A 24,011-nucleotide genomic window follows, 5' to 3' on the forward strand; every position below is an offset into this window, starting at 1 on the left:
TCAGACGTTGCGGTCGTAGACCATCCGCAGGCCGATCAGCGTGATCATCGGCTCGTGGTGGGTGATGGTGTGGCACTCGCCGAGCACCAGCGACGCCAGGCCGCCGGTGGCGATGACCGCCTTCACGCCGCCCAGTTCCTCGGACATCCGCTCGACGATCCGGTCCACCTGGCCGGCGAAGCCGAAGTAGAGCCCGGCCTGGAGGCACTCGACGGTGTTCTTGCCGATCACCGAACGCGGGCGGGTCGCCTCCACCTTGCGCAGCTGGGCGGCGCGGGCGGCCAGCGCGTCGAAGGAGATCTCGATGCCGGGGGCGAACGCCCCGCCGAGGAACTCCCCCCGGCTGCTGACCAGGTCGAAGTTGGTGGTGGTGCCGAAGTCCACGACGATCGACGGCCCGCCGTAGAGCGTGTACGCGGCCAGCGTGTTGACCACCCGGTCCGCGCCCACCTCCTTCGGGTTGTCGATGGCGAGCTGCACGCCGGTCCGGACACCCGGCTCGACGATCACGCTGGGCAGGTCGGCGTAGTACCGGTCGAGCATGGTGCGCAGCGAGCGCAGCGCGGCCGGCACGGTCGAACAGGCGGCCACGCCGGTGATCTCCACGGCGTCCCCGGCGAGCAGTCCGCGGAACATCAGGCCCAGCTCGTCCGCCGTGGAACGGGCGTCGGTCTTGATCCGCCACGAATGCACCAGCTTGTCGCCGTCGAAGGTCGCCAGCACGGTGTTCGTGTTTCCGATGTCGATGCAGAGCAGCACAGCGGCAGCCTAGACGTCACGCAGGTCGAGGGCGATGTCCAGGATCGGCGAGGAGTGGGTGAGCGCGCCGACGGAGAGGAAGTCGACGCCCGTCGCGCCGTACTCGGCCGCCATCGGCAGCGTCAGCCCGCCGGTGGCCTCCAGCTCCGCCCGGTCGCCCACCGACGCCACCACCTCGCGCAGCTGCGCCGGGGTCATGTTGTCCAGCAGCAGGAACCGGGCGCCCGCCTCGACCGCCTCCACCGCCTCGGCCGGCGTGTCCACCTCGACCTGCACCGCGACGTCGGGGAACGCCTCCCGCACCCGGCGGAAGGCGGCAGCGATCCCGCCCGCCGCGACCTTGTGGTTGTCCTTGATCATGGCGACGTCGTACAGGCCCATCCGCTTGTTGGTGCCGCCACCGGCCCGGACCGCGTACTTCTCCAGCGCCCGCAGGCCCGGCGTGGTCTTGCGGGTGTCCAACACCATCGCCTTCGTGCCGGCCAGCGCGTCGGCCCAGGCCCGGGTGTGCGTCGCCACCCCGGACATGCGGGACAGCAGGTTCAGCGCCGTCCGCTCGGCGGTCAGCAGCAGCCGGGTCGGCCCGGTCACGGTGGCCAGCACGTCACCGCGCGCCACCCGCTGCCCGTCGTGCGCCACAAGCGAGACCTCGACCGTACGGCCCGCGCCGGTCACCTCGCCGACCAGCTCGAACACGGCGGCGGCGACGGGCAGCCCGGCCACCACGCCGTCGGCGCGCGCCACCAGATCGGCCGTGTCGTGCTGCTCGTCCGGGATGGTGGCCACGCTCGTCACGTCGAGGAATTCGGGTCCGAGGTCCTCGTGCAGCGTGTCGACGATGACGTGCCGGACCCGCTCCGGGTCCAGGCCGCCGTCCCGCAGCGCCCGCTCCGTCGACTCCCTCATCGGTTGATCTCCTCCCAGCGCTCGGCCACCCGGCCGTCCGTGCCCACCTCGGCCACCAGGTGACCCAGCCACCGCTCGTCGGCGGTCGGGAAGTCCTCCCGCCAGTGGCAGCCCCGCGTCTCCTGGCGCGCGTACGCGGCCGCGACCAGCGTCGACGCCACCGTGAGCAGGTTCGTCGCCTCCCAGTCGGCGGTACGCGGCACGCCCCGGCCCGCGCCCAGCTCCGTGAGCGTGGTGGCGGTGGCTTCCAGCGTCCGCGCCGACCGGAGCACGCCCGCGCCCCGGGTCATCGCCCGTTGTAGCTCCGCCGTGCCGGCCGCCGGCACCAGCGCGCCCGGCCCGCCCACCCAGGCGCCGGTCTCCGCCGGGCGGGCCTGCTCGGGCAGCCCGGCGGCGATGTCCTCGGCGATCCGGCGGGAGAAGACCAGCCCTTCCAGCAGCGAGTTGCTGGCGAGCCGGTTGGCGCCGTGCACGCCGGTGCAGGCGACCTCGCCGCAGGCGTACAGGCCGGGGATGGAGGTGCGGCCGCGCAGGTCGGTCCGGACGCCCCCGGAGGCGTAGTGCGCGGCCGGCGCGACCGGGATCAGGTCGGTCGCCGGGTCCACGCCGATGGCCAGGCAGGACGCCACGATGGTGGGGAACCGCCGGGCCAGGAAGTCGCCGCCGAGGTGCCGGGCGTCCAGGAACACGTGGTCGGCGCCGGACGCGAGCAGCACCCGGTGGATGCCCTTGGCGACCACGTCCCGGGGAGCCAGCTCGGCCAGCTCGTGCTGGCCGACCATGAAGCGCTTGCCGTCGCCGTCGACCAGGTGGGCGCCCTCGCCGCGCAGCGCCTCGGAGACCAGCGGCTGCTGGGCCAGCCCCGCGCCCGGCCCGCCCGCCGGCACGATCAGCGCGGTCGGGTGGAACTGGACGAACTCCACGTCGGTGACCGCCGCGCCCGCGCGCAACGCCAGCGCCACCCCGTCCCCGGTGGAGACCGCCGGGTTGGTGGTGGCGGCGAAGATCTGCCCCATCCCGCCGGTGGCCAGCACCACGGCGCGGCCGAGGATCGCGCCGACGCCGTCCTCGCTGCCCTCGCCGAGTACGTGCAGCGTGATGCCGCAGGCCGGGCCGAGCCCGCCCGGCCCGTCGCCGGGTGCGCGCAGCAGGTCCAGCACGAGGGCGTGCTCCACCAGCCGGATCCACGGGTCGCGGCGGACCGCGTCGTGCAGCGCCCGCTGCACCTCCGCGCCGGTGGCGTCGCCGCCGGCGTGCACGATCCGGTCGGCCCGGTGGCCGCCCTCCCGGGTCAGCATCAGCGAGCCGTCCGGGTTGCGGTCGAACTCCGCCCCGATCCGCATCAGCTCACGCAGCCGGGTCGGGCCCTCGGCCACGAGCGCGCGGACCGCCGCCGGGTCGCAGAGGCCGACCCCGGCCACCTCCGTGTCGTACGCGTGCGCGTCCGGGGTGTCCGCCGGATCCAGTACGGCGGCGATCCCGCCCTGCGCCCAGCGGGTCGAGCCCTCGTCCATGTCGACCTTGGTGACCACCGTGACGTGCAGCCCGGCCTCGCGCAGGTGCAGCGCGGCGGTCAGCCCGGCCACGCCGGAACCGACCACGATCACGTCTGTCGTCTCCACCCAGCCGGGGGCGGGCGCGGCGAGCAGCCGAGGCAGCGCCGGCAGGTCGACGGTGGGTACGTCCATGAGCACAGTCAACCCGAAGCGAACTCGGCTCGGGCGCCGGGGGCGTGACGAGTGCGCTCGGCTACCTCGTCCGGCGCGGGAGTGCGGCCGGTCCGGCGCCCTTCAGGGAGGTGGTCACCGTACGGTCGCTGAGCCACAGGTAGCAGCGCACACCGCGGTCCCCGACCGCCCAGCGACCGGCCGCCGGCGGCCGGACCACCACGTCGCTGCGGTAGCGCAGGAACGCGTCGGCGGGCACCCCGGCGTACCGGGCGATCACGCCGAAGCAGCCGTCGTAGAGCGGCACCCAGTCCTCCGGCTTCTTCGGGTACGGGCGGTCCGGCGCCGCCCACACGCCGACGAACTCGGCGTCGTGCGCGACGGTGCAGTCGACCGGGGTGAGCCGCTGCACCCGGCCCGCGTCCCGCCCGGTGCGCTGGCAGCCCAGCCGCAGCGGGGAGGGCGTCTTGAGCGCGTCGCGCAGGCTGCCGGTACGGGTGACCACGGTCGCCGCCGCCTCGACGGTGTTCAGCTCGGTCAGGTCGCACCGGTACCAGCGCGAGCCGGCCGTCCAGCCGAGGGCTGTCGGCAGCGCCACCGCCAGCCGCAGCCGCCCGGCGCGCCAGTCGTCACCCACGTAACCGGCGGCCCGTTTGTCGCAGTCGGCGAACGCGGTACGCAGCTCGGGTGAGGTGAGCGGCGGCGGGTCGGGCCGGTCGGCGGTGAACGCACCGACGTGCACGGTCTCCACCCGGTGCGGCAGCTCGCAGCCGACCGGCGCGTACGCGGCCAGGCCGACGCTCGCTGTGAAGTCGGCGACCTGGCAGACCCCCGCGGCCGGGGTGAACGGTCCGGGTGCGGCCATCGGGGCCCAGTCGTCGGTGAGGTCGGCGTCCAGTCCGCCGGCGCCCGCGCAGCCGGTCAGGGCGGCGCTCGCGACCATCGCGGCGACCAGGAAGCTCATCGCACGGCGCATCGCGGCCTCCCCCCAGCCGACGACCGTCGATCCCCGACGGTCCGCCCAGGGTAGCCGAAAATGACCTTCCGGTGACAGACCGCGTTTCCCGCCCGTCCGCCCCGTCGATCTTGCACTAGCCGCCCCGGCAAAACGCCCAGAAGGGGTGACGGAGGGGCCCCAACTGCAAGATCAACGGCGCGCGGCGGCGAAGGGGGTCAGCGCGCGGCGGCGGCGAGAGGGTTGGGGATGGGGGTTCCGGCGGTGCCGGGAGCTGCCGTCGTCGGGTCCGTCGAGAGGTCGACGACCTTGTTGTCGGCGTCGACGTGCACCACGCGAGGGCGGTACGTGCGGGCCTCGGCGTCGTCCATCTGCCCGTACGAGATCAGGATGACCAGGTCACCGGGGTGCACCAGGTGCGCGGCGGCGCCGTTGATGCCGATCACACCGCTGCCCCGCCGGCCCGGGATCACGTACGTCTCCAGCCGGGCGCCGTTGGTGATGTCCACGATCGCGACCTGCTCGCCGGGTAGCAGGTCCGCCGCGTCGAGCAGATCCTCGTCCACGGTGACCGAGCCGACGTAGTGCAGGTCGGCCTGGGTCACGGTGGCGCGGTGGATCTTCGACTTGAGCATGGTCCGGAACATCGGGGTGCCTTTCCGCATTCGTGGTGGGGTTCAGGGACGCGGCGCGAGGTGGATCGCCGTGTTGTCGATCAGGCGGGTGGCGCCGACCCAGGCCGCGATCAGCAGCCGGGCCGGACCGCTGACCGGGCCGGGTTCCAGCTCGGTGTCGGTGAGCACCAGGTAGTCCAGGCGGGCGTCCGGCGCGTCGAAGGCCCGGTGTGCGGCGGCCAGCACCGCACCCGCGTCCTCGCCCCGCTCGGCCGCCGCCGCACCGGCCCGCAACGCGGCGGACAGGCTCAGCGCGGTCTGCCGCTCCTCCGCCGACAGGTACCGGTTGCGGCTGGACATGGCCAGCCCGTCCGGTTCCCGTACGGTCGGCACGCCGACGATCTCGGCCGGCACGTCGAGGTCGCGGACCATCCGGCGGACCAGGGTGAGCTGCTGGTAGTCCTTCTCGCCGAAGAACGCCAGGTCGGGGCGGGTGAGCTGGAGCAGCTTCATGACCACGGTGAGCACGCCGTGGAAGAAGCCGGGACGGCTCAGGCCCTCCAGGTCCTCGCCGAGCGGACCCGGGTCGAGCCGCACGGTGGGCCGGCCCTCCGGGTACATCTCGGTCACCGAGGGCGCGAACACCACGTCCACCCCGGCCCGGCGGCAGATCTCCAGGTCCGTGTCGAGCGTGCGCGGGTAGCGGTCGAAGTCCTCGTTCGGGCCGAACTGCAGCGGGTTCACGAAGATCGTGACGATCACGTGGCCGGCGCGCTCGCGGGCGGCCCGCAGCAGCGCCTCGTGCCCGGCGTGCAGCGCGCCCATGGTCATCACCACACCGACCGGGCCGGCCATCGCCTCACGGGCCGCCGCCAGTTCCTTGCGCGTGTGCAGCACCTCGGCCATCAGGCCGCCACCTCGATTCCGTCGAGCACGTTCCGCAGCGCGGCCGCGTCCGCCGGGCGGAGGCGGCCGACCGCGACGGCGCGGTCCGCCGTCCGTCGTGCCAACGCCAGATACGCGGGTACGGATTCCGGCGCGGTCCGCGCCAGCCGGTCCAGATGCCGGCGTACGGTGCCCGCGTCGCCCCGCGACACCGGGCCGGTCAGCGCGTCGTCGCCCAGCCGCAGCGCGTTCTCCAGCGCGGCCCGCAGCAGCGGGGCGAGCACCTTCTCCGGCCGCTCCACCCCGGCGTCGCGCAGCCGGTCGGCGGCCTCGTTGACGAGCGTCACCAGGTGGTTCGCGCCGTGTGCGAGCGCCGCGTGGTAGAGCGGGCGTTCGTGCTCACCGACCCACTCCGGTACGCCGCCCAGGTCGGCCACCAGCCGGGCCGCGAACGGGCGCAGCTCGGCCGGGGCGGTCACCCCGTAGGAGATGCCCGGCAGCCGGGACAGGTCGTCCGGCGTACCGGTGAAGGTCATCGCCGGATGCAGCGCGAGCGGCCGGGCGCCCGCCTCGACGGCCGGGGCCAGCGCGGCGAGCCCGTGCGCGCCGGACGTGTGCGCCACCACCTGGCCGGGGCGCAGCGCGCCGCTCGCGGCCAGGTCCGCGACCACGCCCGCCAGCGCGTCGTCCGGAACGGCGACGATCAGCAGGTCGGTGGCGGCACGCGCCACCTCGGACGCGGCGCGGTGCGGGGTCTGCGGCAGCAGCAGCGCCAGCCGGGCCCCTGTCGCGCCCGAAGCGCCGGACGCGGCGACCACCCGGTGACCGGCGGCGGCGAGGGCCGCGCCCAGCACGGCGCCGACCCGGCCGGCGCCGAGGACGCCGACGGTGAGGGTACGCGGAAAGACGAGCGGGGCAGCGGTGGCCCGGGGGCGCAGCGGTGCGCTCATGGCAGCGATCCAGTCCTCGAAGGGGGTACCGGTCGATGGCAAGTATGCGCCCGGGTGACAGACCCGAAACAAGAAGGTGTGAAAACCTTCACCGACCGCCCGAAGCGGCCGCTCCGGTGGCGGGCAAACCGCCCGTTCGGGTACGTCCCGTAGGGTCGGCACGGTGACCTCCCCGCTGCGCTGGCGCGACGCGATGGAGCGGGCGCTGTACGGGCCGGACGGCTTCTTCGTCTCCGGCGCCGGGCCCGCCGCGCACTTCCGCACGAGCGTGCACGCCTCACCCGGCTTCGCCGCCTGCCTGGTGCGGCAGCTCGAGATGGTGGACGCGGCGCTGGGGCACCCGGCCCGGCTGGACGTGGTCGACGTGGGCGCGGGCGGGGGCGAACTGCTCCGGGCACTGCTGGCCCAGGCCGCACCCGAGCTGGCCGCCCGGATCAGGCCGGTAGCCGTGGAACGAGCCACCCGCCCGCCGGGCCTGCCCTCGGAGATCGACTGGCGGCCCGACATCCCCGACGCCATCACCGGCCTGCTCCTGGCCACGGAATGGCTGGACAACGTCCCCGTCGACGTGGCGGTCCACACCCCCGCAGGCTGGCGCGTCCTCCTGGTGGACCCGAAAACCGGCGAGGAGACGGTGGGCCCGCCCCCCTCCCCCACCGACACCACCTGGCTGACCCAATGGTGGCCCCCGGCTCCCGCCCCGGCTCCCGCCCCGGTGATCAAGGAGTTTGCGGCCGCGGAGGGCCCGGATCAGGACACGAACTCCTTGATCACCGACGTCAGTCAGGGCGGTGGGCGGGCGGAGATCGGGGCGGGACGGGATCTGGCCTGGGCCGGGGCGGTGGGGAAGGTGGCGCGCGGGCTGGCGCTCGCGGTGGACTACGGGCATCTGCGGGAGTCGCGGCCCCTCGACGGGACACTCACCGGATACCGGGGTGGGCGGCAGGTGCCGCCGGTCCCGGACGGGTCCTGCGACGTGACGGCGCACGTCGCCATGGACTCGATCGCCTCCGCCGGTGAGCGGGTCGCGCGGTGCGCGTACTCCCTGGTCTCCCAGCGGGAGGCGCTGCGGGCGCTCGGGGCCGACGGCGGGCGACCGCCGCTGAGCCTGGCCTCCCGCGACCCGGCCGGCTACCTGCGGGCGCTGGCCACGGCGTCCGCGACGGCCGAGCTGACCGACCCGGCCGGGCTCGGCGGGCACCTGTGGCTGCGCCAGCCGGTCGGCGTCGCGCTCGACGCGGTCGTGGCACGATGACGGGCATGACCACGGACGCCGCCGACCTCCGCGAGCTGACAGTCGGCACCGGCGCCGGCGGTGAGCAGCTCGGCACCGACATGGTGCTCAACATCGGGCCGCAGCACCCCTCGACGCACGGCGTGCTGCGGCTGAAGCTGGTGCTCGACGGGGAGCGGGTGGTCGCCGCCGAGCCGATCGTCGGCTACATGCACCGGGGCGCGGAGAAGCTCTTCGAGGTACGCGACTACCGGCAGATCATCGTGCTGGCGAACCGGCACGACTGGCTGTCGGCGTTCTCCAACGAGCTGGGCGTGGTGCTGGCCGTCGAACGGCTGATGGGCATGGAGGTGCCGGAACGCGCCACCTGGCTGCGGATGGCGCTGGCCGAGCTGAACCGGGTGCTCAACCACCTGATGTTCCTCGGCTCGTACCCGCTGGAGATCGGCGCGATCACGCCGATGTTCTACGCGTTCCGGGAACGGGAGACCATCCAGGCGGTGATGGAGGAGGTCTCCGGCGGCCGGATCCACTACATGTTCAACCGGGTCGGCGGCCTGAAGGAGGAGGTGCCGGCGGGCTGGACCGGGCGCGCCCGCGCCGCCATCGCCGAGGTACGCCGCCGCATGCCCGACCTGGACAACCTGATCCGGCGCAACGAGATCTTCCTGGCCCGTACCGTCGGGGTCGGTGTGCTGTCCGCCGCCGACGCCGCCGCGTTCGGCGCGTCCGGGCCGGTCGCCCGGGCGTCCGGGCTCGACCTCGACCTGCGCCGCGACGAGCCGTACCTGGCCTACGACCAGCTCGACGTGCCAGTGGTGACGAAGACCGCCGGTGACTGCCACGCCCGCTTCGAGGTGCTGCTCGACCAGGTGTACGTCTCACTCGACCTCGCCGAGCAGTGCCTGGACCGGGTGGACCGGATCAGCGGGCCGGTGAACACGCGGCTGCCCAAGGTGCTGAAGGCACCCGAGGGGCACACGTACGCCTGGACCGAGAACCCGCTCGGCATCAACGGCTACTACCTGGTGTCCCGGGGCGAGAAGACGCCGTGGCGGATGAAGTTGCGCACCGCCTCGTACGCGAACGTGCAGGCGCTGTCGTCGCTGCTGCCCGGCTGCCTGGTGCCGGACCTGATCGCCATCCTCGGCTCGATGTTCTTCGTGGTGGGCGACATCGACAAGTGATCGCCGGCGGTCAGTGCCAGCGGTCGGCGTCGTCCCGGTGCGGCCGGCCGTGCCCACCGTGCTCCGGACTGCGCCACTCCGGTTCCGCCGGCCGCCATTCCGGCTCGGGCCGACGCCACTGCTCCGGTTCGGGCTGACGCCGTTCCGGCTCGGGCCGGCGCCACTCCGGTTCCGGCTGACGCCATTCCGGTTCGGGCTGGCGCCACTCCGGGGGTGGCTGGCGCCATTCCGGCTGGCCGCTGCGCTGCGTCGGCGGCCGCCACTCGTCCGGCACCGGCACCCCGCCGGCCGGCAGCGCCGGGTGGCTCTCCCCGGACCATCGGGCGTCCGGTCCGTCCGGCGCGCTCGCGTCCGGTCCGCCGCCGCGTACCGACGCCCACCGGTCCTCGACCCGGTACTCCGTGCCGCCACCGTCGGCGTGCACGGCGGCCCGCCGTTCCCCGAGCCGGATCTCCCGGCCCGCACCGTCGTCGCGGACCGCGGCCCACCGGTTGCCGGCACGCATCTCGGACCACTGGTCGCCGTCGGTGCCCGCCCGGCCGGCCGGGACGTCCGGTACGTCTGCCGCGCCCGTCGGCCAGGCGCTCGCCGCTCGCCCGGCCCGGTCGTCACCACCGCCGGACCAGGGTCGCTGCGCGTCGGCCACCGTCCGGCCCTGGTCGCCCGACCAGCCGCCCCCGGAGGTACGCCCCGACCAGCCCTGTTCCCCGGCGGTACGCCCGGACCTGCCCTGTTCCGCGGCGGCGGCCCGGCCGACACCCGCCCACGGATGCTCGGCAGCAGGACGCCCGGGGTCGGTCCACGAGTGCCCGTCGTCGCCGGCCCCGCCGCCCCAGCCGCCGTCGTCCGGCCCGGCGCGGCGGCCACCGTCGTCGGACCCGGCGCGGTGGCCTGACCGGTCGCCCGGGTCGCGCTGTCCCGCGCGCCAGTGGTCGGCCGGGTCCGTGCCCCGGGACCGTTCCTCGTCCGGCCAGCCGCCGGGGAATCCGCCGTACCGGGTGCCGGACGGCTCACCACCGCCGACGATCGTGTGCCGCGTGGTGACGTGCACCGTCTCGGTGTGGTGGACCACGCCGACCGGGCGGGTCTCCGGCCGGACGACCGGGTCGGACACCCGCGCCGCGCCGTACACCCCGCTCGCCGGCTGGTCGGGACGCGCTGAGGCCCGCGCCGGCTCGGCGTCGTGCCGACCGGCCCGCGCCGGTTCGGAGTCGTAGCGGCCGGCCCGGGGGTGCTCGGTCTCGTAGTGGCCCGCACGCGACGGCGGCTCGGCGTCATAACGGCCGGTCCGGGGCGGCTCGGCGTCGTAGCGGCCGGTCCGGGGCGGTTCGACGTCGTAACGGCCGCCCCCAGGCGAGTCGGCGTCGTAGCGGGAAACCGCAGGCGAGTCGGCGTCGTGGTGGCCGGTCCGAGGCGGGTCCGCGTCGTAGTCGGTTCCGTAGCGGCCGCCGGAGTACGCCGACCGGGCCGGTTCGTCGTCCTCCCGGCCGGCCGGATGCGCCCGGCCGACGTCGGGCGTGCCGGTGACCGGCACCCTCGCCGCACCGCTCGGGCGCTCCGGCGCCAGCGCGGGAGGCGACGCGGAGGCGGACGTGGGTGCGGAGGCCAGTCCGGCGGCGGCCGCGTCGAGCCGGTGCCGTACCGCGCCGGCCACCTCCTCGGCCCGGCGTGCCTGGTCGAGCGCCTGGTTGCCGCGCTGGGCGGCCGCCACGATCTCGGCCCGCAGCTCCCGCCGGAGCTGCGCCAACTCCTCGCGCATCTCCTCGGCGGCCGCACCCCCGGAACCGCTCTCGGGTCGCAGCGCGATGGACAGACCGATCAGCACGACGGCGAGGATCGCCAGGACGGCGCCGAACCGGAGGGAGCCGTTGCGGTCGGCGATCAGCAGGATGAGCGCGGCCAGGGGCGCCAGCCCCACACCGACCCAGAACAGGACGGTGAGCAGGGTGGGCGTGCTCTTGTCGGCGGGCGCGACCGAGTCGGGCATGGCTGAGCAGACTACCGAGAGTTCCACCGGAGGGGAACGGGTCGGCGCCACTCGATGGGCGGCCCGTCGAACAGGGCCGCCGTGCCGCCGGCCGGCACGCGTGGCGCCGGCCGGCGGTGGTGCGTCAGCTCGCGGCCAGCGCCGCGTCGGAGGAGAAGACCAGGCCGACGCTCGCCGAGCCGGTCTTCAGCGCGTTCTTGGTCTGCGGGCCGCCCGCGTCCAGCGAGCTGAACGAGCCGGCCTTGAAGTCGTAGACCTCGACCAGACCGGCCTGGCACTTGGGCCGCTGCGGGCACTCCGGCGGCCCGGCCAGCACGGTGGCCTGCCCGGAGCACTTGGCGGCCAGCTCGGAGAGCGTGGAGACGCCGTACTTGTCGGCGAACGCCTTGGTGACCGCGAACGCGTTCTGGTCCTGCGCCTGGGACGGCTGACCGAAGGCCAGGCCCGCCTTGTCGCCCTCGGTCTTCAGCGCCGCGACCGTCTTGTCCAGCTCCGGCGAGGAGACGGGCTGGGCGTCCTTGCCGTTGGCCTTGGTGTTGAGGAACTCCGCCATGGTGGCGGCGTACTCCGGGACGACCTGGATCTGCCCCTTCTCCAGGGCCGGCTCGTAGAGCTCCCGGTTGCCGATGGTCTGCACCTTGACCTGGTAGCCGGCCGCGGTGAGCGCGATCTTGTAGAGCTCGGCGATGGTCTGGCTCTCGCTGAAGTTGCCGGCGCCGACGGTGATCTGGCCGCCCGGGCCCTTCTCGATCCCGTCGGTCACGCCGTTGGCGGAGGCGAACTCCTGCGCCGCGACCTGGGGCGTCTTGCGGTCGACGTCGACCGCCCGGTTGAGCTGGATCAGCTTCGGGGTGTCGAGCTTCGTGGACACCTTGTCCAGCGCGGCGACGAGCTGCGGCGTGGCCGCCTTCGCGTTGATCGCGGGGATGACGTTGTCGGTGTTCTGGAGCTTCTTGTCGTCGGTCAGGACGACGAGCTGGTCACCCGCCACCGGCGCACAGCCCGCCCCCGAGGCGCCCTGCTCGGGCGCGTCGGTGCCGGACGAGCCGGCGTCGCCGCAGCCGGTGAGGAGAACAGCCGCGGTGAGTGCGCCGAGCGCCCCCGCGGCCAGTGTCGTACGCGCGCGCATCAGTGCCCGCCTTCCGTGTCCCGGCGCGACCCTGCCGGGCCGGCCGCGTGTCCGACGGGCGATCCGGACGGCCACCCGCGACTCCAGCCAATATCTTCCGGACCCGACCGACAAACTCGGAGCGGTTTTCGTCACCTGATCGTCACCGACGGCTCAGCCGCCGGCCGTCGCCGCCGTCGCGCGGCGGCTCGCCCGCCGGCGTACGCGGCGCAGCGGTCGGGGCGTGACCAACCGCTCCACCAGCGCGAGCACTCCCTCGACGAGCAGGGCCAACCCGGCCACCAGCACCCCGCCGGCGATGATCTGCCCGCCGCCGGCGGCGATGTCGAGCCCGAACCCGGCCCGGATGATCTGGCCCAGCCCACCGCCGTTGACGAAGGAGGCGAGCGCGGCCGTGGCCACCACCTGCACCGCCGCGGTACGGAAGCCGGCCGCCAGGTAGGGCACCGCGAGCGGCAGCTCCACCCGGCGCAGCACCTGCCCGCCGGACAGGCCCATCCCCCGGGCCGCGTCCCGGGCCTCCGGGTCGGCCTGCCGCACCCCGGTGTACGCGTTGGCCAGCAGCGGCGGCACCGCGAAGACCGCGAGCGCCACCACCACGGCCGGGCGGCCGAAACCGAGGAACGTCAGCGGCAGGATGGTCAGCAGCGCAAGCGTCGGGATCGCCAGCGTGACGTTGGAGACCAGCAGGACCAGCCCGCCGCCCCGGCCGCTGTGCCCGAGCCAGAGCCCGATCGGCCAGGCCACCAGGCAGCCCAGCAGCACCGCCAGCGCGGACATGCTCAGGTGTTCGCCGAGGCGGTCCAGCACCCCGCCGGGGTTGGTCCAGTTCAGCGGGTCGTTCAGCCAGACCACTGCCTGCTCGACGGGGTTCACCGGGCGGACCTCCCGCGCAGCCAGGGGGTGAGCAGGCGGCCCACGCCCGCGAGCACCAGGTCGAGCACCAGCGCCAGCAGCACGCACAGCACCGTGCCGGTCATGATCTGCGCCTTGTAGAAGTTGTTCTGGAAGCCCGCGAAGATGAGCTGGCCGAGCCCGCCCCGGCCGACCACCACCCCGACTGTGACGAGCGCGACGGTGGACACGGTCGCCAGCCGTACGCCGGTGAGGATGCCGGGTAACGCCAGCGGCAGCTCGATCCGGAACAACCGGCCCCACCTGCCGTACCCCATGCCCTCGGCGGCCTCGCGCACCTCCGGTGGCACCTGGGTCAGCCCGGCCAGCGCGTTGCGGACGATGACCAGCAACGCGTACAGCGCCACCACGGTGAGCACGGTGATCGCGCCGATCCCCAGGTACGGCGCCAGGAACGCGAACAGCGCCAGCGACGGGACGGTGTAGAGCACCCCGGTCACCGCCAGGATGGGGGCCGACAGCGACCGGAACCAGTACGCGAGCACCGCGAGCGGCAACGCCACCAGCGCGGCGATCACCACGGCCCGGGCGGTCAGCGAGGTGTGCTCCCGCAGCGCGGCGAGGATCGTGTCAGAGTTGTCCCGCACGTACTGCCAGGAGAACCACGGATTACCCGGGTCGGCCCGGTAGCTCAGGTGGAGGGACACACGTGGACGGTACCCCGGGAGGCACCGCCGGAGGCGGCGCGGCGTCGATCACGCTGGAGCGCATCCGCAAGCGGTACCCGGACGGCACCGAGGCGGTACGCGAGCTGAGCCTGGAGGTCGCGGCCGGCGAACTGGTGGTGCTGATCGGCCCGTCCGGCTGCGGCAAGTCGACGGTGCTGCGGATGATCAACCGGCTGATCGAGCCGACCGACGGGCGGATCCTGCTCGGCGACGACGACGTCACCCGGGTCGACCCGGTGGCGTTGCGCCGCCGCATCGGCTACGTCATCCAGAACGTCGGCCTGTTCCCGCACCAGACCGTCGCCGCGAACGTGGCGACCGTGCCGGGGCTGCTGGGCTGGCCGAAGCAGCGGACCCGGGACCGGGTCGGCGAGCTGCTGGAACTCGTCGGTCTGGACCCGGCGCAGTTCGGCCGGCGGTACCCGCACGAACTGTCCGGCGGGCAGCGGCAGCGGGTGGGCGTGGCCCGGGCGCTGGCCGCCGATCCAGTGGTGCTGCTGATGGACGAGCCGTTCTCGGCCGTGGATCCGATCGTCCGGACCCGCCTGCAGGAGGAGTTCCTGCGCTTGCAGGCCGAGGTACGCAAGACGATCGTGCTGGTCACCCACGACCTCGACGAGGCGGTCCGGCTGGGCGACCGGATCGCGGTGCTGTCCGAGGGCGGCCGGCTGGAGCAGTACGACACACCCGCAGCGCTGCTCGGCTCGCCCGCCTCGGACTTCGTCCGCGAGTTCGTCGGCGCCGACCGGGGCATCCGGCGGCTCGCTGTCACCCCGGTGACCCGCGCGGTGCTCGACCCGCTCCCGGCCGACGGCGGCACCGGCCTGCCCACTGTGGCGCTCGGCGACTCGGCGTACGACGCGCTCGGCGCGCTGCTCACCGCCGGCGCCGAGCACGCGGTGGTCACCGAGGAGGGCCGCGCGGTGGGGCTGCTCGCCCGGACCCGGCTGCTGACGCTGGGCGCCGTGGACTGAGCTCAGGCCCGGCCGCCGAGGCTGGCCAGTCCGACGATCCAGCCCGCGAAGAAGCCGTACGTGACGCCGGTGCTGGCCGCCTGGAACGCGGCGAACAGCGAGCCGTGCGGCCCGAGGAGCGTGGCGAGCAGGGCACTGAGCCCGCCCGCGAGCGCGTACGCGCCCCAGCCGGAGAGGAACTGGCTGCCCGAGGACGTGACCCGGTCGGTCTGCGGGCCGGGCAGCAGGTACAGCAGCGCCGCGGCCAGCACGATCAGCAGGATCGCCCGCAGGTTGGTGGCGAACACGCCCTCGTCGGCGTGCCACCGCCAGGACGGCCAGGCGAGCAGCCGCAGGAACCAGCCACCGGCCCCGGTCGGGTCGGTGCCGCGCTGCGCCCAGTCCACGTACATCGGGCTGCCGCCGACGGCGACGAGCAGGAACGCGGCGAGCGTGCCGGTGCCGGCGGCCGAGCCGTACCGGGAGACGGTGCGGGGGCGGTTGCTCAGAGCCATGCGGCGGTCAGTTCCCGGCCGGTCCCGCCGGGCAAACCTGCGTAACCGGTCGGCCGCCGTCGGCCGGCGTGCCGTCATCGACCTCAGTGCTTCATCAGGTAGTCGATGAAGGCGGCGCGCAGCAGCGGCGCGGACTCCTCGTAGCCGTGCCCGGTCAGCTCACGCCAGAGCGCGTTCGCCTCGTCGATGGTCGGGCCGACCGAGTTCGGCGCGCCGTCCAGCGCGGCGGCCTCGTCCGCGTTCGGCAGATGCCGCAGGACCGACCAGAAGAACCCCACGTCGCGGCGCTCGCGCGCCAGGTGGAACGCCTGCTCGCGCAGCTCCTCGGTGGAGAGCTTGTCGAGTTCGTCGAAGGTGCGGCCGCCGGGGGCGGGAGTTTCGGTCATGCCGCCGAGCCTAACCGGAGAGATCAGTCCGGGCGCGCCGGACGCACGGCGGCCTCCGGTCAGCGGTCGTCGGCGTCCCAGCGCCGGGGCTCGTTGTCCCAGCGCGGCGCCTCCCATGCCTCCACCGGGGTGTCGTGCTGGCGTACCGGCAGCACCGACGGCCAGGTGTCGGCCGGCTCGGGCGGCGGGGTCATCGTCCAGCCGCCGCTCAACGCGCCGTCCCGGGCCGGGCGGACCGGGCCGGTCCCGACCGTCGCCGCCGGGCGCGGCCGGCCGAACGTCTCGACCAGCCGGGTGACGAGCAGGCCCACGCCGAGCACGGCGGCGCCGAGCGCCCACCGGCTGACCGTCCAGCCGTACGGGACGGTCCAGGCGAGGAACACCACCACCAGGCAGACCGCGAACAGCGTGCCGAAGATGCCGCCGCGGCGCCCGTACGCGCTCGTGCCGGCGAGCATCACCGTGCCGACCGCCAGCACGGTCCAGTCCAGTCCGGTGCCGGGCGCGACCTGACCGTCCCCGTTCGCCGCGATCAGCACGCCGCCGAGCATCGCCAGCACCGTGGACCCGACGAGCGCCAGTGCGGTCACCGTGGCGGCCACCGCGCCGCGCCGCCGGGCCGGGTCGGCGACCGGACGGAACCGGCCGATGAGACGGCGTACGGGTTTCATCGCGGCGAACAGGCCACCGAGGACGGCCACGGCGGCGAAGCCGACGAAGAAGTAGAGCGCGCTGCGGCGGGGGTCGTAGTCACCCTGCACCGTCACCGGGCCGGTCCGCCGTTCCAGGTAGACGATCACGCCGGCCGCCCCGGCCAGGCTCGCCGCCCATCCGGGCACGTGCAGCACCACTACGGCCAGGGCGAGCGCCAGCCCGGCCACCGCCGCCACCGCCAGCGCCGGCAGCAGCGCCTCCCGCATGCCCCGGTCGCCCTGCTCGGCGAAGTGCAGCGCGGCGGCCAGCGCGACCGGGCCGATCGCCAGGTTCACCGCGCCGGCCCGCAGGCTCAGGCCGGCGGCGAGCGTGAGCAGGCCGAGCGCCGCGACGTCGACGAGCAGCGTCTTCAGGGCGCCGCCGCGCAGCGCGTCCGCGTCCTCCCGCCAGAGCAGCCAGGCCATCGCGACCAGGCCGGCGAGCAGCACGAACTCCCAGAGCACGTGCACCGCGATCCGGTCCCGGCCGGGTTCGCCGTGCGCCGGGTCGTCGAAGACGTGCTCCAGTACGGCAGCGGGCACCCCGGACGACGTCTCCGGCGGCGCTGTCCGGCCCGCATCGTCGTACGCCATTGGCTCGCGCCTCCCCCAGGTGGCCGCGTCCGGCCCACGGGCGGGCGGACCGGTGGCGGCCGTCGCTCTCCGGTCGCCAGGGACGGTACCGCCGGGCCGGGGCGTGGGGAACCCTCAGAGACGCCCGCGGGGCGTCTCCCGGTCACCCGGCTCGCGGTCCTCGTCGTCCTCCTGCTCCGGGACGCGGCAGGAGCGTTCCAGCCAGAGCGCGGCCGCGACCAGCGCCAGCGCGGCGATCAGGCCGCCGAGCGCGGCGGGGCGATCGCCCACCGCCGCGTTCGTGCGTTCCACGAAGAGCCAGCCGGTCAGCCCGGCGTAGAAACCGGCGAAGATGGCCCCGGCCAGCGCGGACGCCTTGGCCAGCACCACGAACCGGGCGACCAGCAGCGGGTTCACCGGTTCCCGGCCGGGCCGCCGCTCGATCCGGCCCCGGGTGTTCACCGCCGCGTAGCCCTCCAGCACGGCCAGCCCGGCCAGCGTGATCACCGGCAGCCAGGGCAGGTCGGGCGCGAAGTCGTAGTAGAAGCCGCTGATCAGCAGCCAGGCCACCGCGGCGGCGGCCAGGCCGGCCACCACCAGCGTGGAGGCCCGGGTCGGACCCATCCGGAAGCGGTCGGGCCCCTGCGGGGAGCGGTCGGTGCTCACCGCACCTCCTCAGCTCGCCACTGCCGGGCCACGATCCACCGGGTCATGTGTCCGACTCTAGCGTCAGATCGGGTCGCGGGCTCAGTTCCAGGGCGTCCCCGGCCAGCGGCTCGGCGTTGAGCAGGTCGGTCAGCCAGCCGTGCCCGGGCAGCCGGCCGTGCGGCTCGATGTCGATCCACGGGCGCAGCACGAAGGCGCGCAGGTGGGCCCGCGGGTGCGGCAGGATCAGCTCGGGATCGTCGCGGAGCACCGGCTCACCGGCGTCGTCCCAGACCGCGATCACGTCCACGTCCAGCGTGCGCGGCCCGTACCGCCGCCCCGGGTCGCGGGCGCGCCCGGCGGCCGCCTCCGCGGCCCGGGCGCGGGCCAGCCAGCCCTCCGGCGCCGCCGCCGGGTCCGCGACCATCACCGCCGCGTTCAGGTACGCGGGCTGGTCGGCGTCCCCCCACGGTGGAGTCTCGTAGACACCGGAGACCACCAGCACCCGGTCGCCGAGCGCGGCCACCGCGCCGCGCAGGTGGCCGAGGCGGTCGCCGAGGTTGCTGCCGATCGACAGCACGGCCCGGGTCATCGGGTACGCCGCATCGTGACCGCGACGTCGCGGAAGGCGTGCGGGATCGGGGCCTCCGGCTTGTGCACGGTCACCGTGGCGGCGGCCACCAGCGGCTCGGCCAGGCAGACCGCGAGCAGCCGGTCGGCGAGCGTCTCGATCAGGTTCACCGGCTCGCCGGTGATCACCGCGACCAGGCGTTCGGCCAGCTCGCCGTAGTGGACGGTGTCGGTCACCTCGTCCGAGCGCGCGGCCGGGCCCAGGTCCAGTTCGAGCACCGCGTCGACCACGAACTCCTGCCCCTGTGCGCGCTCGAAGTCGTAGACCCCGTGGCGGCCGTGCGCACGCAGGCCGGTCAGTTCGATCCGGTCGGTCATCGGTCGCCTCCGCTCGTGCCGGTGGCCGCTTGCGCCGGCCGGGTGCCGCCGGTGGCCGTTCCCGCCTGCCGCCTGCCGGTGGCCGGTTCCGCCGACGACGTGCGCGTACGCCGTGCGCCGGTCGCGTCGGCGAGCCGAGGGCTGCCGGTGGCGCGCCAGACGGCGAGCGCGTCGGCGGTGGCGCGGACGTCGTGCACGCGTACCCCCCAGGCGCCGGCCGCGACGGCGAGCACGCTCGTCGCGACGGTCGCGGCCTCCCGGCCCGCGGTGGGCCGGGGTTCGCCGGCCGGGTCGGCGAGAAGCCGTCCGAGGTAGGACTTGCGGCTGGCCCCGAACAGCACCGGGAAGCCCAGGTCGACCAGCTCGGGCAGGCGGGCGCTCAGCGCCCAGTTGTGCGCGGCGGTCTTCGCGAAGCCCAGACCCGGGTCGACGATGATCCGGTCGGCGGCCACCCCGGCGGCGAGCGCGGCGTCGACGCGCCGGCTCAGCTCGTCCCGGACCTCGGCCACCACGTCGGTGTACGTGGCCAGCTCGCGCATCCCCCGGGAGTGCCCCCGCCAGTGCATGAGCACCCAGGGGCAGCCGGCGTCGCGGACCACCCGGGCCATGTCCGGGTCGGCGAGGCCGCCGGAGACGTCGTTGACCACGTACGCGCCGGCGGCGAGGACTGCCTCGGCGACCCGGGCGCGGCTGGTGTCGATGCTGACCCGGATGCCGGCGCCGCTCAGCTCGCGGACCACCGGCAGCACCCGGGCGGTCTCCGTCTCCGCGTCGACCCGCTCGGCGCCGGGCCGGGTGGACTCGCCACCCACGTCGATCAGGTCGGCGCCGTCGGAGCGCAGTCGCACCCCGTGTGCGACGGCCGCGTCCAGATCGGCGTATCTGCCGCCGTCGGAGAAGGAGTCGGGCGTGACGTTGAGGACGCCCATCACCACCGGGGTCTCCGCCCGTACCAGATCGGTCACGGACCCGACAGTACCGTTCGCCGGCAGGGCTTCCGGCCACCGGGCGAGCGCCCGACGCGGCACCCCTGACGTGCGCATTGGAACAGGTGTACGATCGGTCATCCGGGCCGTCGGAGGTCGACTCTTCACGGCTTGTCGCAAAGGTGGCCGGGCCGTACGCTTTGGAATTGCCCAGCATCGAGATGGCGAAGCCTGGAGGGAGGGCCGAAGCGGGAAGAATCCCCCCAAAACTCACCACTCTGCGTGGTGGGTGACGGACTCAGCGTTGACGGCGCTGTCTCTGACGAGCACCATCCCGCCAGGCTTGCCTACTTGCACCAACGCGGCGCCGCCGGCCGCGACCTTGGGGAGGTTTCCAGTGATCGCCATCGAGCTCATGGCAACGGCGTCCAGTGCCGTGGACCACGCGCTCCACACCCTGGCGTCGACTCCACTCGCCGAGCCGGCCCCGAAGGGCATCGACACCGACAACGTCGTCACCTTCTTCGCCAGCAAGATCGCGCCGATCCTGCTCGCGGTCCTCGGGGTGATCTTCATCGGCCGGGCCAGCCGGGGTGAGATCTCGAAGGTGCTGACCAGCTCGGCCATCGCCATCATCGGCCTGGCCTTCATCGCCGGAGCGGCAACACTCTTCTTCGTCGGCGACTACCTGATCAACCTGATCTTCGAGTAGGGCGCTGGGCGACGATGCGGCTGCGCACCGACGACGACATCTACCGGGCACGCCTCGTCTACCTGGGGCCGCCCGGGTACACCCTTCCCGTCCACCTGCCGTACGCCCAGTACGGCCTGTTCATGCTGCTCGTACCCCTCTACATGTTCATCCACTGGTTGTTCACGCTCCAGGTCGAGCTGTTCCCCGCCTGGGAGATCTCGCTGGCGATCGTGACGACCTCGTTCATCTTCCGGTACGTCGACCCGGACCGGCCCGCGCGCATGGTCATCCGGACCGCGCTGACCGACTGGCGACGCACCCGGGAACCGGCCACCGAGCAGCGGGATCCGCGGCTCGTCGCGAGCCGGATCAGGATCCGGGAGGAACTGGCATGACCGGGCGTACGACAACCGTGCAGACGAACGACGCGGGTGAGGCGGTCGCATGAGTCGCTCTTCCACGCCGGGTTCCCCGGCCGGGCGCCCGGCCGGGCCCAACGGTAACCGTGCGCGATCGTTCGACTACCCGCCGGACGAGGATCTGGACGAGGTCGTCCTCGACAGCGCGCTCGTCACCAGCCCCGGGCACGGCCGCGTCGGCGTCTTCCAGCCGCCGCGACCGCTCACCCCGCGCGAGCCGGTACGCCCCGACGGCGACATCGACTCCCCGTTCCTCGACCTGTTCGGCGGCGCGCAGCCCCGGCGGCGGCCCGCCGCGTCCACGCCGCCCGCACCTGTCGAGCCGGTGGTGGCGCCGCCCCGCCGCGGCGTCGGCCGCGAGCCCCTGCCGATCCCGCACCAGCCCGCCGTGCCGATCGAGCCGACGCCCCGGGCCGAACCGGAGCCACCGGCCCGCGAGCAGACCCCTGGGGTACGCGCGGTCGGGCTCCCCCGGCCCGAACCCGCACACGCCGCACCGCCGCCGGTCGAGCCCTCCCTGCCCGACCCGCCGGCCGCGCTCGCCCCGCCGCCGCCGTCGCGTAGCCGGGTGCCGCAGCAGGCCGGTGACCGGCTGCCCGCGCTCCGGCCCCCGGCCGAGCCCGAGCCGGCGCTCCCGCCGCCCCCGCAGATCCACCCCCCCGCGCCCGCCCCCGCCGACTACCGGGAGCCCGATCTCGCTCCGGCCGACCCGCTCACCGCCGCTGCGGCACCCTCGCGGGAGGTCGGCCGCCCGGCGCACCGCGAGGTGGCGCCACCCCGGCAGCGCACGCCGGAACGCCGGAACCGGCCGACGAAGCCGGTCCGGGTCCGCGCCCCGAAGATCAAGTTCGGCGACCGGGACCCGTCCGTCGAGCTGGCCATCACCGAGATCGCCGGCCACCTCACCTTCACCCCCAACACGGTCACCGCCTGGTACTGGCTGCCCGAGGTGCGGTGGGCGTTCCGGCCGGACGCCGAACGCGAGGCCCTGCTCTCCGCGATCTCCGAGCAGTACGCCGGACTCGCCGGGTTCCGGCTGCACCTGCGCCGCACCACCCGGCCCTTCCCGGCCGACGAGTGGGCCCGCACCATCGACGCGCACACCGCCGCGCCGCTGCCCGACGTACCGGGCACCACCGGCTGGGCCGACCACCTGGTCGCCGCCCAGCGGCACCTGATGGCGGTCAACCACGCCGAGGGCCAGACCTACCTCGGTGTCACGTTCGCCCGCCGGTCACTGGGCGACTCGCTCACCGAACGACTCCTGCGCACGTTCGGGCGGGGCACCGCCGACGGCGAGCGGCGCCGGCTGAGCCGCACCGTCGAGCAGTTCGACGAGGTCCTCGGCGCGTTCGGCATGCGCGGGCGCCGGGTCACCGCGCCCGAACTGGAGTGGCTGCTCTACCGGTCGGTTGCGTTGTGCATGGCGCCGCCCGGCGTCCTGTCCCCGATCACCAACGGCCGGTGGGAACGCGGCGACCTGCTGGCCCTCACCGAGCAGGTCGAGCGCTACCGCACCCCGTACGGCTCGACGGTGAAGCTGGTCAACCGGATGACCGGCGAGGAACGCCACGTCGCCGTGCTCGCGGTCGGCCGGATGGAGCCGCTGGAGATCCCCGAGCGGCACGAGCCCTGGCTGCACTTCCACGAGCGGCTGCCGTGGCCCATGGAGCTGTCCACCCGGGTCGACATCCTCGGCCCCAACGACTCCTTCCGGAACCTCGAACACCGGCTCCGGATGATCCGCTCCCAGCAGCTCGACTACGCCGAGCACGGCATCGACGCGCCGCCGGAGCTGGAACGACTGGCCAAGCGCGCGCTGGTGATCGGCGACGAGATGACCACCGGCCTGCCCGTCGACTCGGCCCGGGCACACGGCTGGCACCGGATCGCGGTCGGCGGCCGTACCCGGGAGGAGTGCATGGAGCGGGCCCGGCGGCTCATCCAGCTCTACTCCCGGGAGCTGCGCATCTCGCTCCAGCACCCGAAGAACCAGGACTGGCTGGCCCGCGAGTTCATCCCCGGCGAGCCGATCGCCAACACCGGCTACGTCCGGCGGATGCCGGTCAACCTGCTCGCCGCCGCGCTGCCCCAGGCCGCGTCCACGGTCGGCGACCGGCGCGGCGACCTGATCGGGCGCACCGCCGGCACCTGCCGCCGGCCGGTCTTCCTCGACCTGCACTTCCCGATGGAGGTACGCGAGCGCTCCGGCCTCGCCGTCTTCGTCGCCGAGCCCGGCGGTGGCAAGTCGACGCTGCTCGGCGCGCTCGGCTACCTGGCCGCCCGCCGCGGCGTGCAGGTGACGCTGCTCGACCCGTCCGGCCCGCTGGCCCGGCTCTGCGCCATGCCCGAACTCGCCCCGTACTCCCGGGTGCTCAACCTGACCGGCTCGGAGCAGGGCACGCTCGCGCCGTACGCGCTGATCCCGACGCCGCTGCGCAGCGAGTTCGGCGCCGGCGCGGCGGGCGACCGCGAGTTCGAGATCGCCGTGTCCAACGCCCGCGCCGAGCGCCGGATGCTGGTGCAGGACATCTGCATGATGCTGGTGCCGCCGCAGGTGGCCCGCGAGGCGTCCACCGCCACGCTGTTCCGGCACGCGGTACGCCAGGTGCCCGCCGAGGAGACCTCCACGCTCGACGACGTGGTCACCTGCCTCCAGGGGCTCGACGACGACGCCGGCCGCGAGCTGGCCCACCTGCTGCTCGACACCGCCGAGATGCCGCTGGCCATGCTCTTCTTCGGCCGGCCGCCGGAAGGGCTGCTCGGCGCCGACGCCGCGCTCACCGTCATCACCATGGCCGGCCTGCGGCTCCCCGACCTCAAGATCGAGCGGGAGTACTGGTCGGCCGAGGAGGCACTCGCGCTGCCGATGCTGCACACCGCGCACCGGCTGGCCGTACGCCGCTGCTACGGCGGGTCGATGTCCTCCCGGAAACTGGTCGGCCTCGACGAGGCGCACTTCATGGAGGGCTGGCGGTCCGGGCGGTCGTTCCTGGTCCGGCTCGCCCGCGACTCCCGCAAGTGGAACCTCGCCGCGCTCGTCGCCTCGCAGAACCCGAAGGACATCCTCGGCCTCGACGTGCAGAACCTCGTCTCCACCGTCTTCGTCGGCCGGATCGCCGAGGACAGCGAGATCGCCTCCGAGGCGCTGCGCCTGCTGCGGGTGCCTGTCGACGACGGGTACGAGGCGACACTCGCCTCGCTCTCCCAGGCCGACAGCGGATCGGCCAACCGGCTCGGCTTCCGCGAGTTCGTCATGCGCGACGTCGACGGGCGCGTGCAGAAGGTCCGGGTCGACGTGTCGTACGTCGACGGGCTGCTGGAGCACCTGGACACCACCCCCGCCGCGGTCGCCCAGGCCGCCGGGATACTGCCGACCGTCCTGGCTGACCTGGAGGCGTGAC

24 protein-coding genes are annotated in these 24,011 nt (G+C 74.4%); 6 read left to right on the plus strand and 18 right to left on the minus strand.

Features of this window, described 5'->3' with window-relative positions; all coding sequences use genetic code 11:
• The 7 genes from ACN27D_RS11760 to ACN27D_RS11790 all read right to left on the minus strand — a co-directional run bounded on the left by ACN27D_RS11760 (position 1) and on the right by ACN27D_RS11790 (position 6,736).
• Positions 1-759, minus strand: a complete 759-nt coding sequence (locus ACN27D_RS11760) for a type III pantothenate kinase (RefSeq protein WP_013288955.1) — start codon at positions 757-759, stop codon at positions 1-3.
• 9 nt (positions 760-768) lie between these two features.
• Positions 769-1,665 (minus strand): carboxylating nicotinate-nucleotide diphosphorylase, encoded by an 897-nt coding sequence (nadC, locus tag ACN27D_RS11765; RefSeq protein WP_358174008.1) that lies wholly within the window; start codon positions 1,663-1,665, stop codon positions 769-771.
• Positions 1,662-3,353, minus strand: a complete 1,692-nt coding sequence (locus tag ACN27D_RS11770) for an L-aspartate oxidase (protein WP_421499111.1) — start codon at positions 3,351-3,353, stop codon at positions 1,662-1,664. The genes nadC and ACN27D_RS11770 overlap by 4 nt, the downstream gene beginning before the upstream one ends.
• A gap of 61 nt (positions 3,354-3,414) precedes the next feature.
• Entirely contained in the window at positions 3,415-4,308 is an 894-nt protein-coding gene (locus tag ACN27D_RS11775) for a septum formation family protein (protein ID WP_421499112.1), read from the minus strand.
• A gap of 197 nt (positions 4,309-4,505) precedes the next feature.
• A complete protein-coding gene (gene panD, locus ACN27D_RS11780) occupies positions 4,506-4,934 on the minus strand; it encodes an aspartate 1-decarboxylase (RefSeq protein ID WP_121683614.1) in 429 nt (142 codons plus the stop codon).
• A 30-nt stretch (positions 4,935-4,964) separates the two neighbouring features.
• A complete protein-coding gene (gene panC / locus ACN27D_RS11785) occupies positions 4,965-5,807 on the minus strand; it encodes a pantoate--beta-alanine ligase (RefSeq protein WP_120572805.1) in 843 nt (280 codons plus the stop codon).
• The gene (locus ACN27D_RS11790; RefSeq protein WP_421499113.1) at positions 5,807-6,736 is read right to left on the minus strand and encodes a Rossmann-like and DUF2520 domain-containing protein; all 930 of its coding nucleotides are present in this window, start codon (positions 6,734-6,736) and stop codon (positions 5,807-5,809) included. Before ACN27D_RS11790 ends, panC begins: the two co-directional genes overlap by 1 nt.
• Positions 6,737-6,929: 193 nt before the next feature.
• Here ACN27D_RS11790 and ACN27D_RS11795 point away from each other — a divergent pair, with 193 nt between their 5' ends.
• A complete protein-coding gene (locus ACN27D_RS11795) occupies positions 6,930-7,991 on the plus strand; it encodes an SAM-dependent methyltransferase (protein ID WP_421501133.1) in 1,062 nt (353 codons plus the stop codon).
• Positions 7,988-9,157 (plus strand): NADH-quinone oxidoreductase subunit D, encoded by a 1,170-nt coding sequence (locus tag ACN27D_RS11800; RefSeq protein WP_205775963.1) that lies wholly within the window; start codon positions 7,988-7,990, stop codon positions 9,155-9,157. Before ACN27D_RS11795 ends, ACN27D_RS11800 begins: the two co-directional genes overlap by 4 nt.
• A gap of 10 nt (positions 9,158-9,167) precedes the next feature.
• Here ACN27D_RS11800 and ACN27D_RS11805 read toward each other — a convergent pair whose 3' ends face one another.
• The 4 genes from ACN27D_RS11805 to ACN27D_RS11820 all read right to left on the minus strand — a co-directional run bounded on the left by ACN27D_RS11805 (position 9,168) and on the right by ACN27D_RS11820 (position 13,835).
• Positions 9,168-11,144 (minus strand): hypothetical protein, encoded by a 1,977-nt coding sequence (locus tag ACN27D_RS11805; protein ID WP_421499114.1) that lies wholly within the window; start codon positions 11,142-11,144, stop codon positions 9,168-9,170.
• 124 nt (positions 11,145-11,268) lie between these two features.
• On the minus strand, positions 11,269-12,273 hold the full coding sequence (locus ACN27D_RS11810; RefSeq protein ID WP_421499115.1) for a glycine betaine ABC transporter substrate-binding protein: 1,005 nt from the start codon (positions 12,271-12,273) through the stop codon (positions 11,269-11,271).
• A 153-nt stretch (positions 12,274-12,426) separates the two neighbouring features.
• Positions 12,427-13,149 carry an ABC transporter permease gene (locus tag ACN27D_RS11815; protein WP_120572799.1) on the minus strand — a complete coding sequence of 241 codons (723 nt, stop codon included), beginning with the start codon at positions 13,147-13,149 and terminating at the stop codon, positions 12,427-12,429.
• Positions 13,146-13,835 carry an ABC transporter permease gene (locus ACN27D_RS11820; protein WP_120572798.1) on the minus strand — a complete coding sequence of 230 codons (690 nt, stop codon included), beginning with the start codon at positions 13,833-13,835 and terminating at the stop codon, positions 13,146-13,148. Before ACN27D_RS11820 ends, ACN27D_RS11815 begins: the two co-directional genes overlap by 4 nt.
• A 2-nt stretch (positions 13,836-13,837) precedes the next feature.
• On the opposite strand from ACN27D_RS11820, the gene ACN27D_RS11825 reads away from it, so the two are divergent.
• Entirely contained in the window at positions 13,838-14,830 is a 993-nt protein-coding gene (locus ACN27D_RS11825; protein ID WP_121684637.1) for an ABC transporter ATP-binding protein, read from the plus strand.
• Positions 14,831-14,832: 2 nt separating this feature from the next.
• Here ACN27D_RS11825 and ACN27D_RS11830 read toward each other — a convergent pair whose 3' ends face one another.
• The 7 genes from ACN27D_RS11830 to folP all read right to left on the minus strand — a co-directional run bounded on the left by ACN27D_RS11830 (position 14,833) and on the right by folP (position 19,533).
• A complete protein-coding gene (locus tag ACN27D_RS11830) occupies positions 14,833-15,324 on the minus strand; it encodes a hypothetical protein (protein ID WP_091425714.1) in 492 nt (163 codons plus the stop codon).
• An 83-nt stretch (positions 15,325-15,407) separates the two neighbouring features.
• Positions 15,408-15,710: a hypothetical protein gene (locus ACN27D_RS11835; protein ID WP_120572796.1), complete on the minus strand. Its 303-nt coding sequence runs from the start codon at positions 15,708-15,710 to the stop codon at positions 15,408-15,410.
• A 59-nt stretch (positions 15,711-15,769) separates the two neighbouring features.
• Positions 15,770-16,996 (minus strand): ABC transporter permease, encoded by a 1,227-nt coding sequence (locus ACN27D_RS11840; RefSeq protein WP_358173979.1) that lies wholly within the window; start codon positions 16,994-16,996, stop codon positions 15,770-15,772.
• 114 nt (positions 16,997-17,110) lie between these two features.
• Positions 17,111-17,599, minus strand: coding sequence for a DUF3180 domain-containing protein (locus ACN27D_RS11845; protein ID WP_120574102.1), 489 nt, complete (start codon positions 17,597-17,599; stop codon positions 17,111-17,113).
• A gap of 85 nt (positions 17,600-17,684) precedes the next feature.
• A complete protein-coding gene (gene folK / locus ACN27D_RS11850) occupies positions 17,685-18,212 on the minus strand; it encodes a 2-amino-4-hydroxy-6-hydroxymethyldihydropteridine diphosphokinase (protein WP_358173976.1) in 528 nt (175 codons plus the stop codon).
• Positions 18,209-18,568, minus strand: a complete 360-nt coding sequence (gene folB, locus ACN27D_RS11855) for a dihydroneopterin aldolase (protein ID WP_043327897.1) — start codon at positions 18,566-18,568, stop codon at positions 18,209-18,211. The genes folK and folB overlap by 4 nt, the downstream gene beginning before the upstream one ends.
• Positions 18,565-19,533, minus strand: a complete 969-nt coding sequence (gene folP / locus ACN27D_RS11860) for a dihydropteroate synthase (RefSeq protein ID WP_358173973.1) — start codon at positions 19,531-19,533, stop codon at positions 18,565-18,567. The genes folB and folP overlap by 4 nt, the downstream gene beginning before the upstream one ends.
• 358 nt (positions 19,534-19,891) lie before the next feature.
• Here folP and ACN27D_RS11865 point away from each other — a divergent pair, with 358 nt between their 5' ends.
• Genes ACN27D_RS11865 through ACN27D_RS11875 form a run of 3 tightly spaced genes read left to right on the plus strand, consistent with a single transcriptional unit; the run spans position 19,892 to position 24,010 of the window.
• On the plus strand, positions 19,892-20,206 hold the full coding sequence (locus tag ACN27D_RS11865) for a hypothetical protein (RefSeq protein WP_013288976.1): 315 nt from the start codon (positions 19,892-19,894) through the stop codon (positions 20,204-20,206).
• 14 nt (positions 20,207-20,220) lie between these two features.
• Positions 20,221-20,583: a hypothetical protein gene (locus ACN27D_RS11870; RefSeq protein ID WP_013288977.1), complete on the plus strand. Its 363-nt coding sequence runs from the start codon at positions 20,221-20,223 to the stop codon at positions 20,581-20,583.
• Positions 20,584-20,632: 49 nt separating this feature from the next.
• Entirely contained in the window at positions 20,633-24,010 is a 3,378-nt protein-coding gene (locus ACN27D_RS11875) for an ATP-binding protein (protein ID WP_421499116.1), read from the plus strand.
• The last annotated feature ends 1 nt before the right edge of the window (position 24,011 follow it).

The sequence above is a fragment of the Micromonospora sp. WMMD1274 genome, from assembly GCF_049179035.1.
Taxonomy (GTDB): Bacteria; Actinomycetota; Actinomycetes; order Mycobacteriales; family Micromonosporaceae; genus Micromonospora; species Micromonospora tulbaghiae.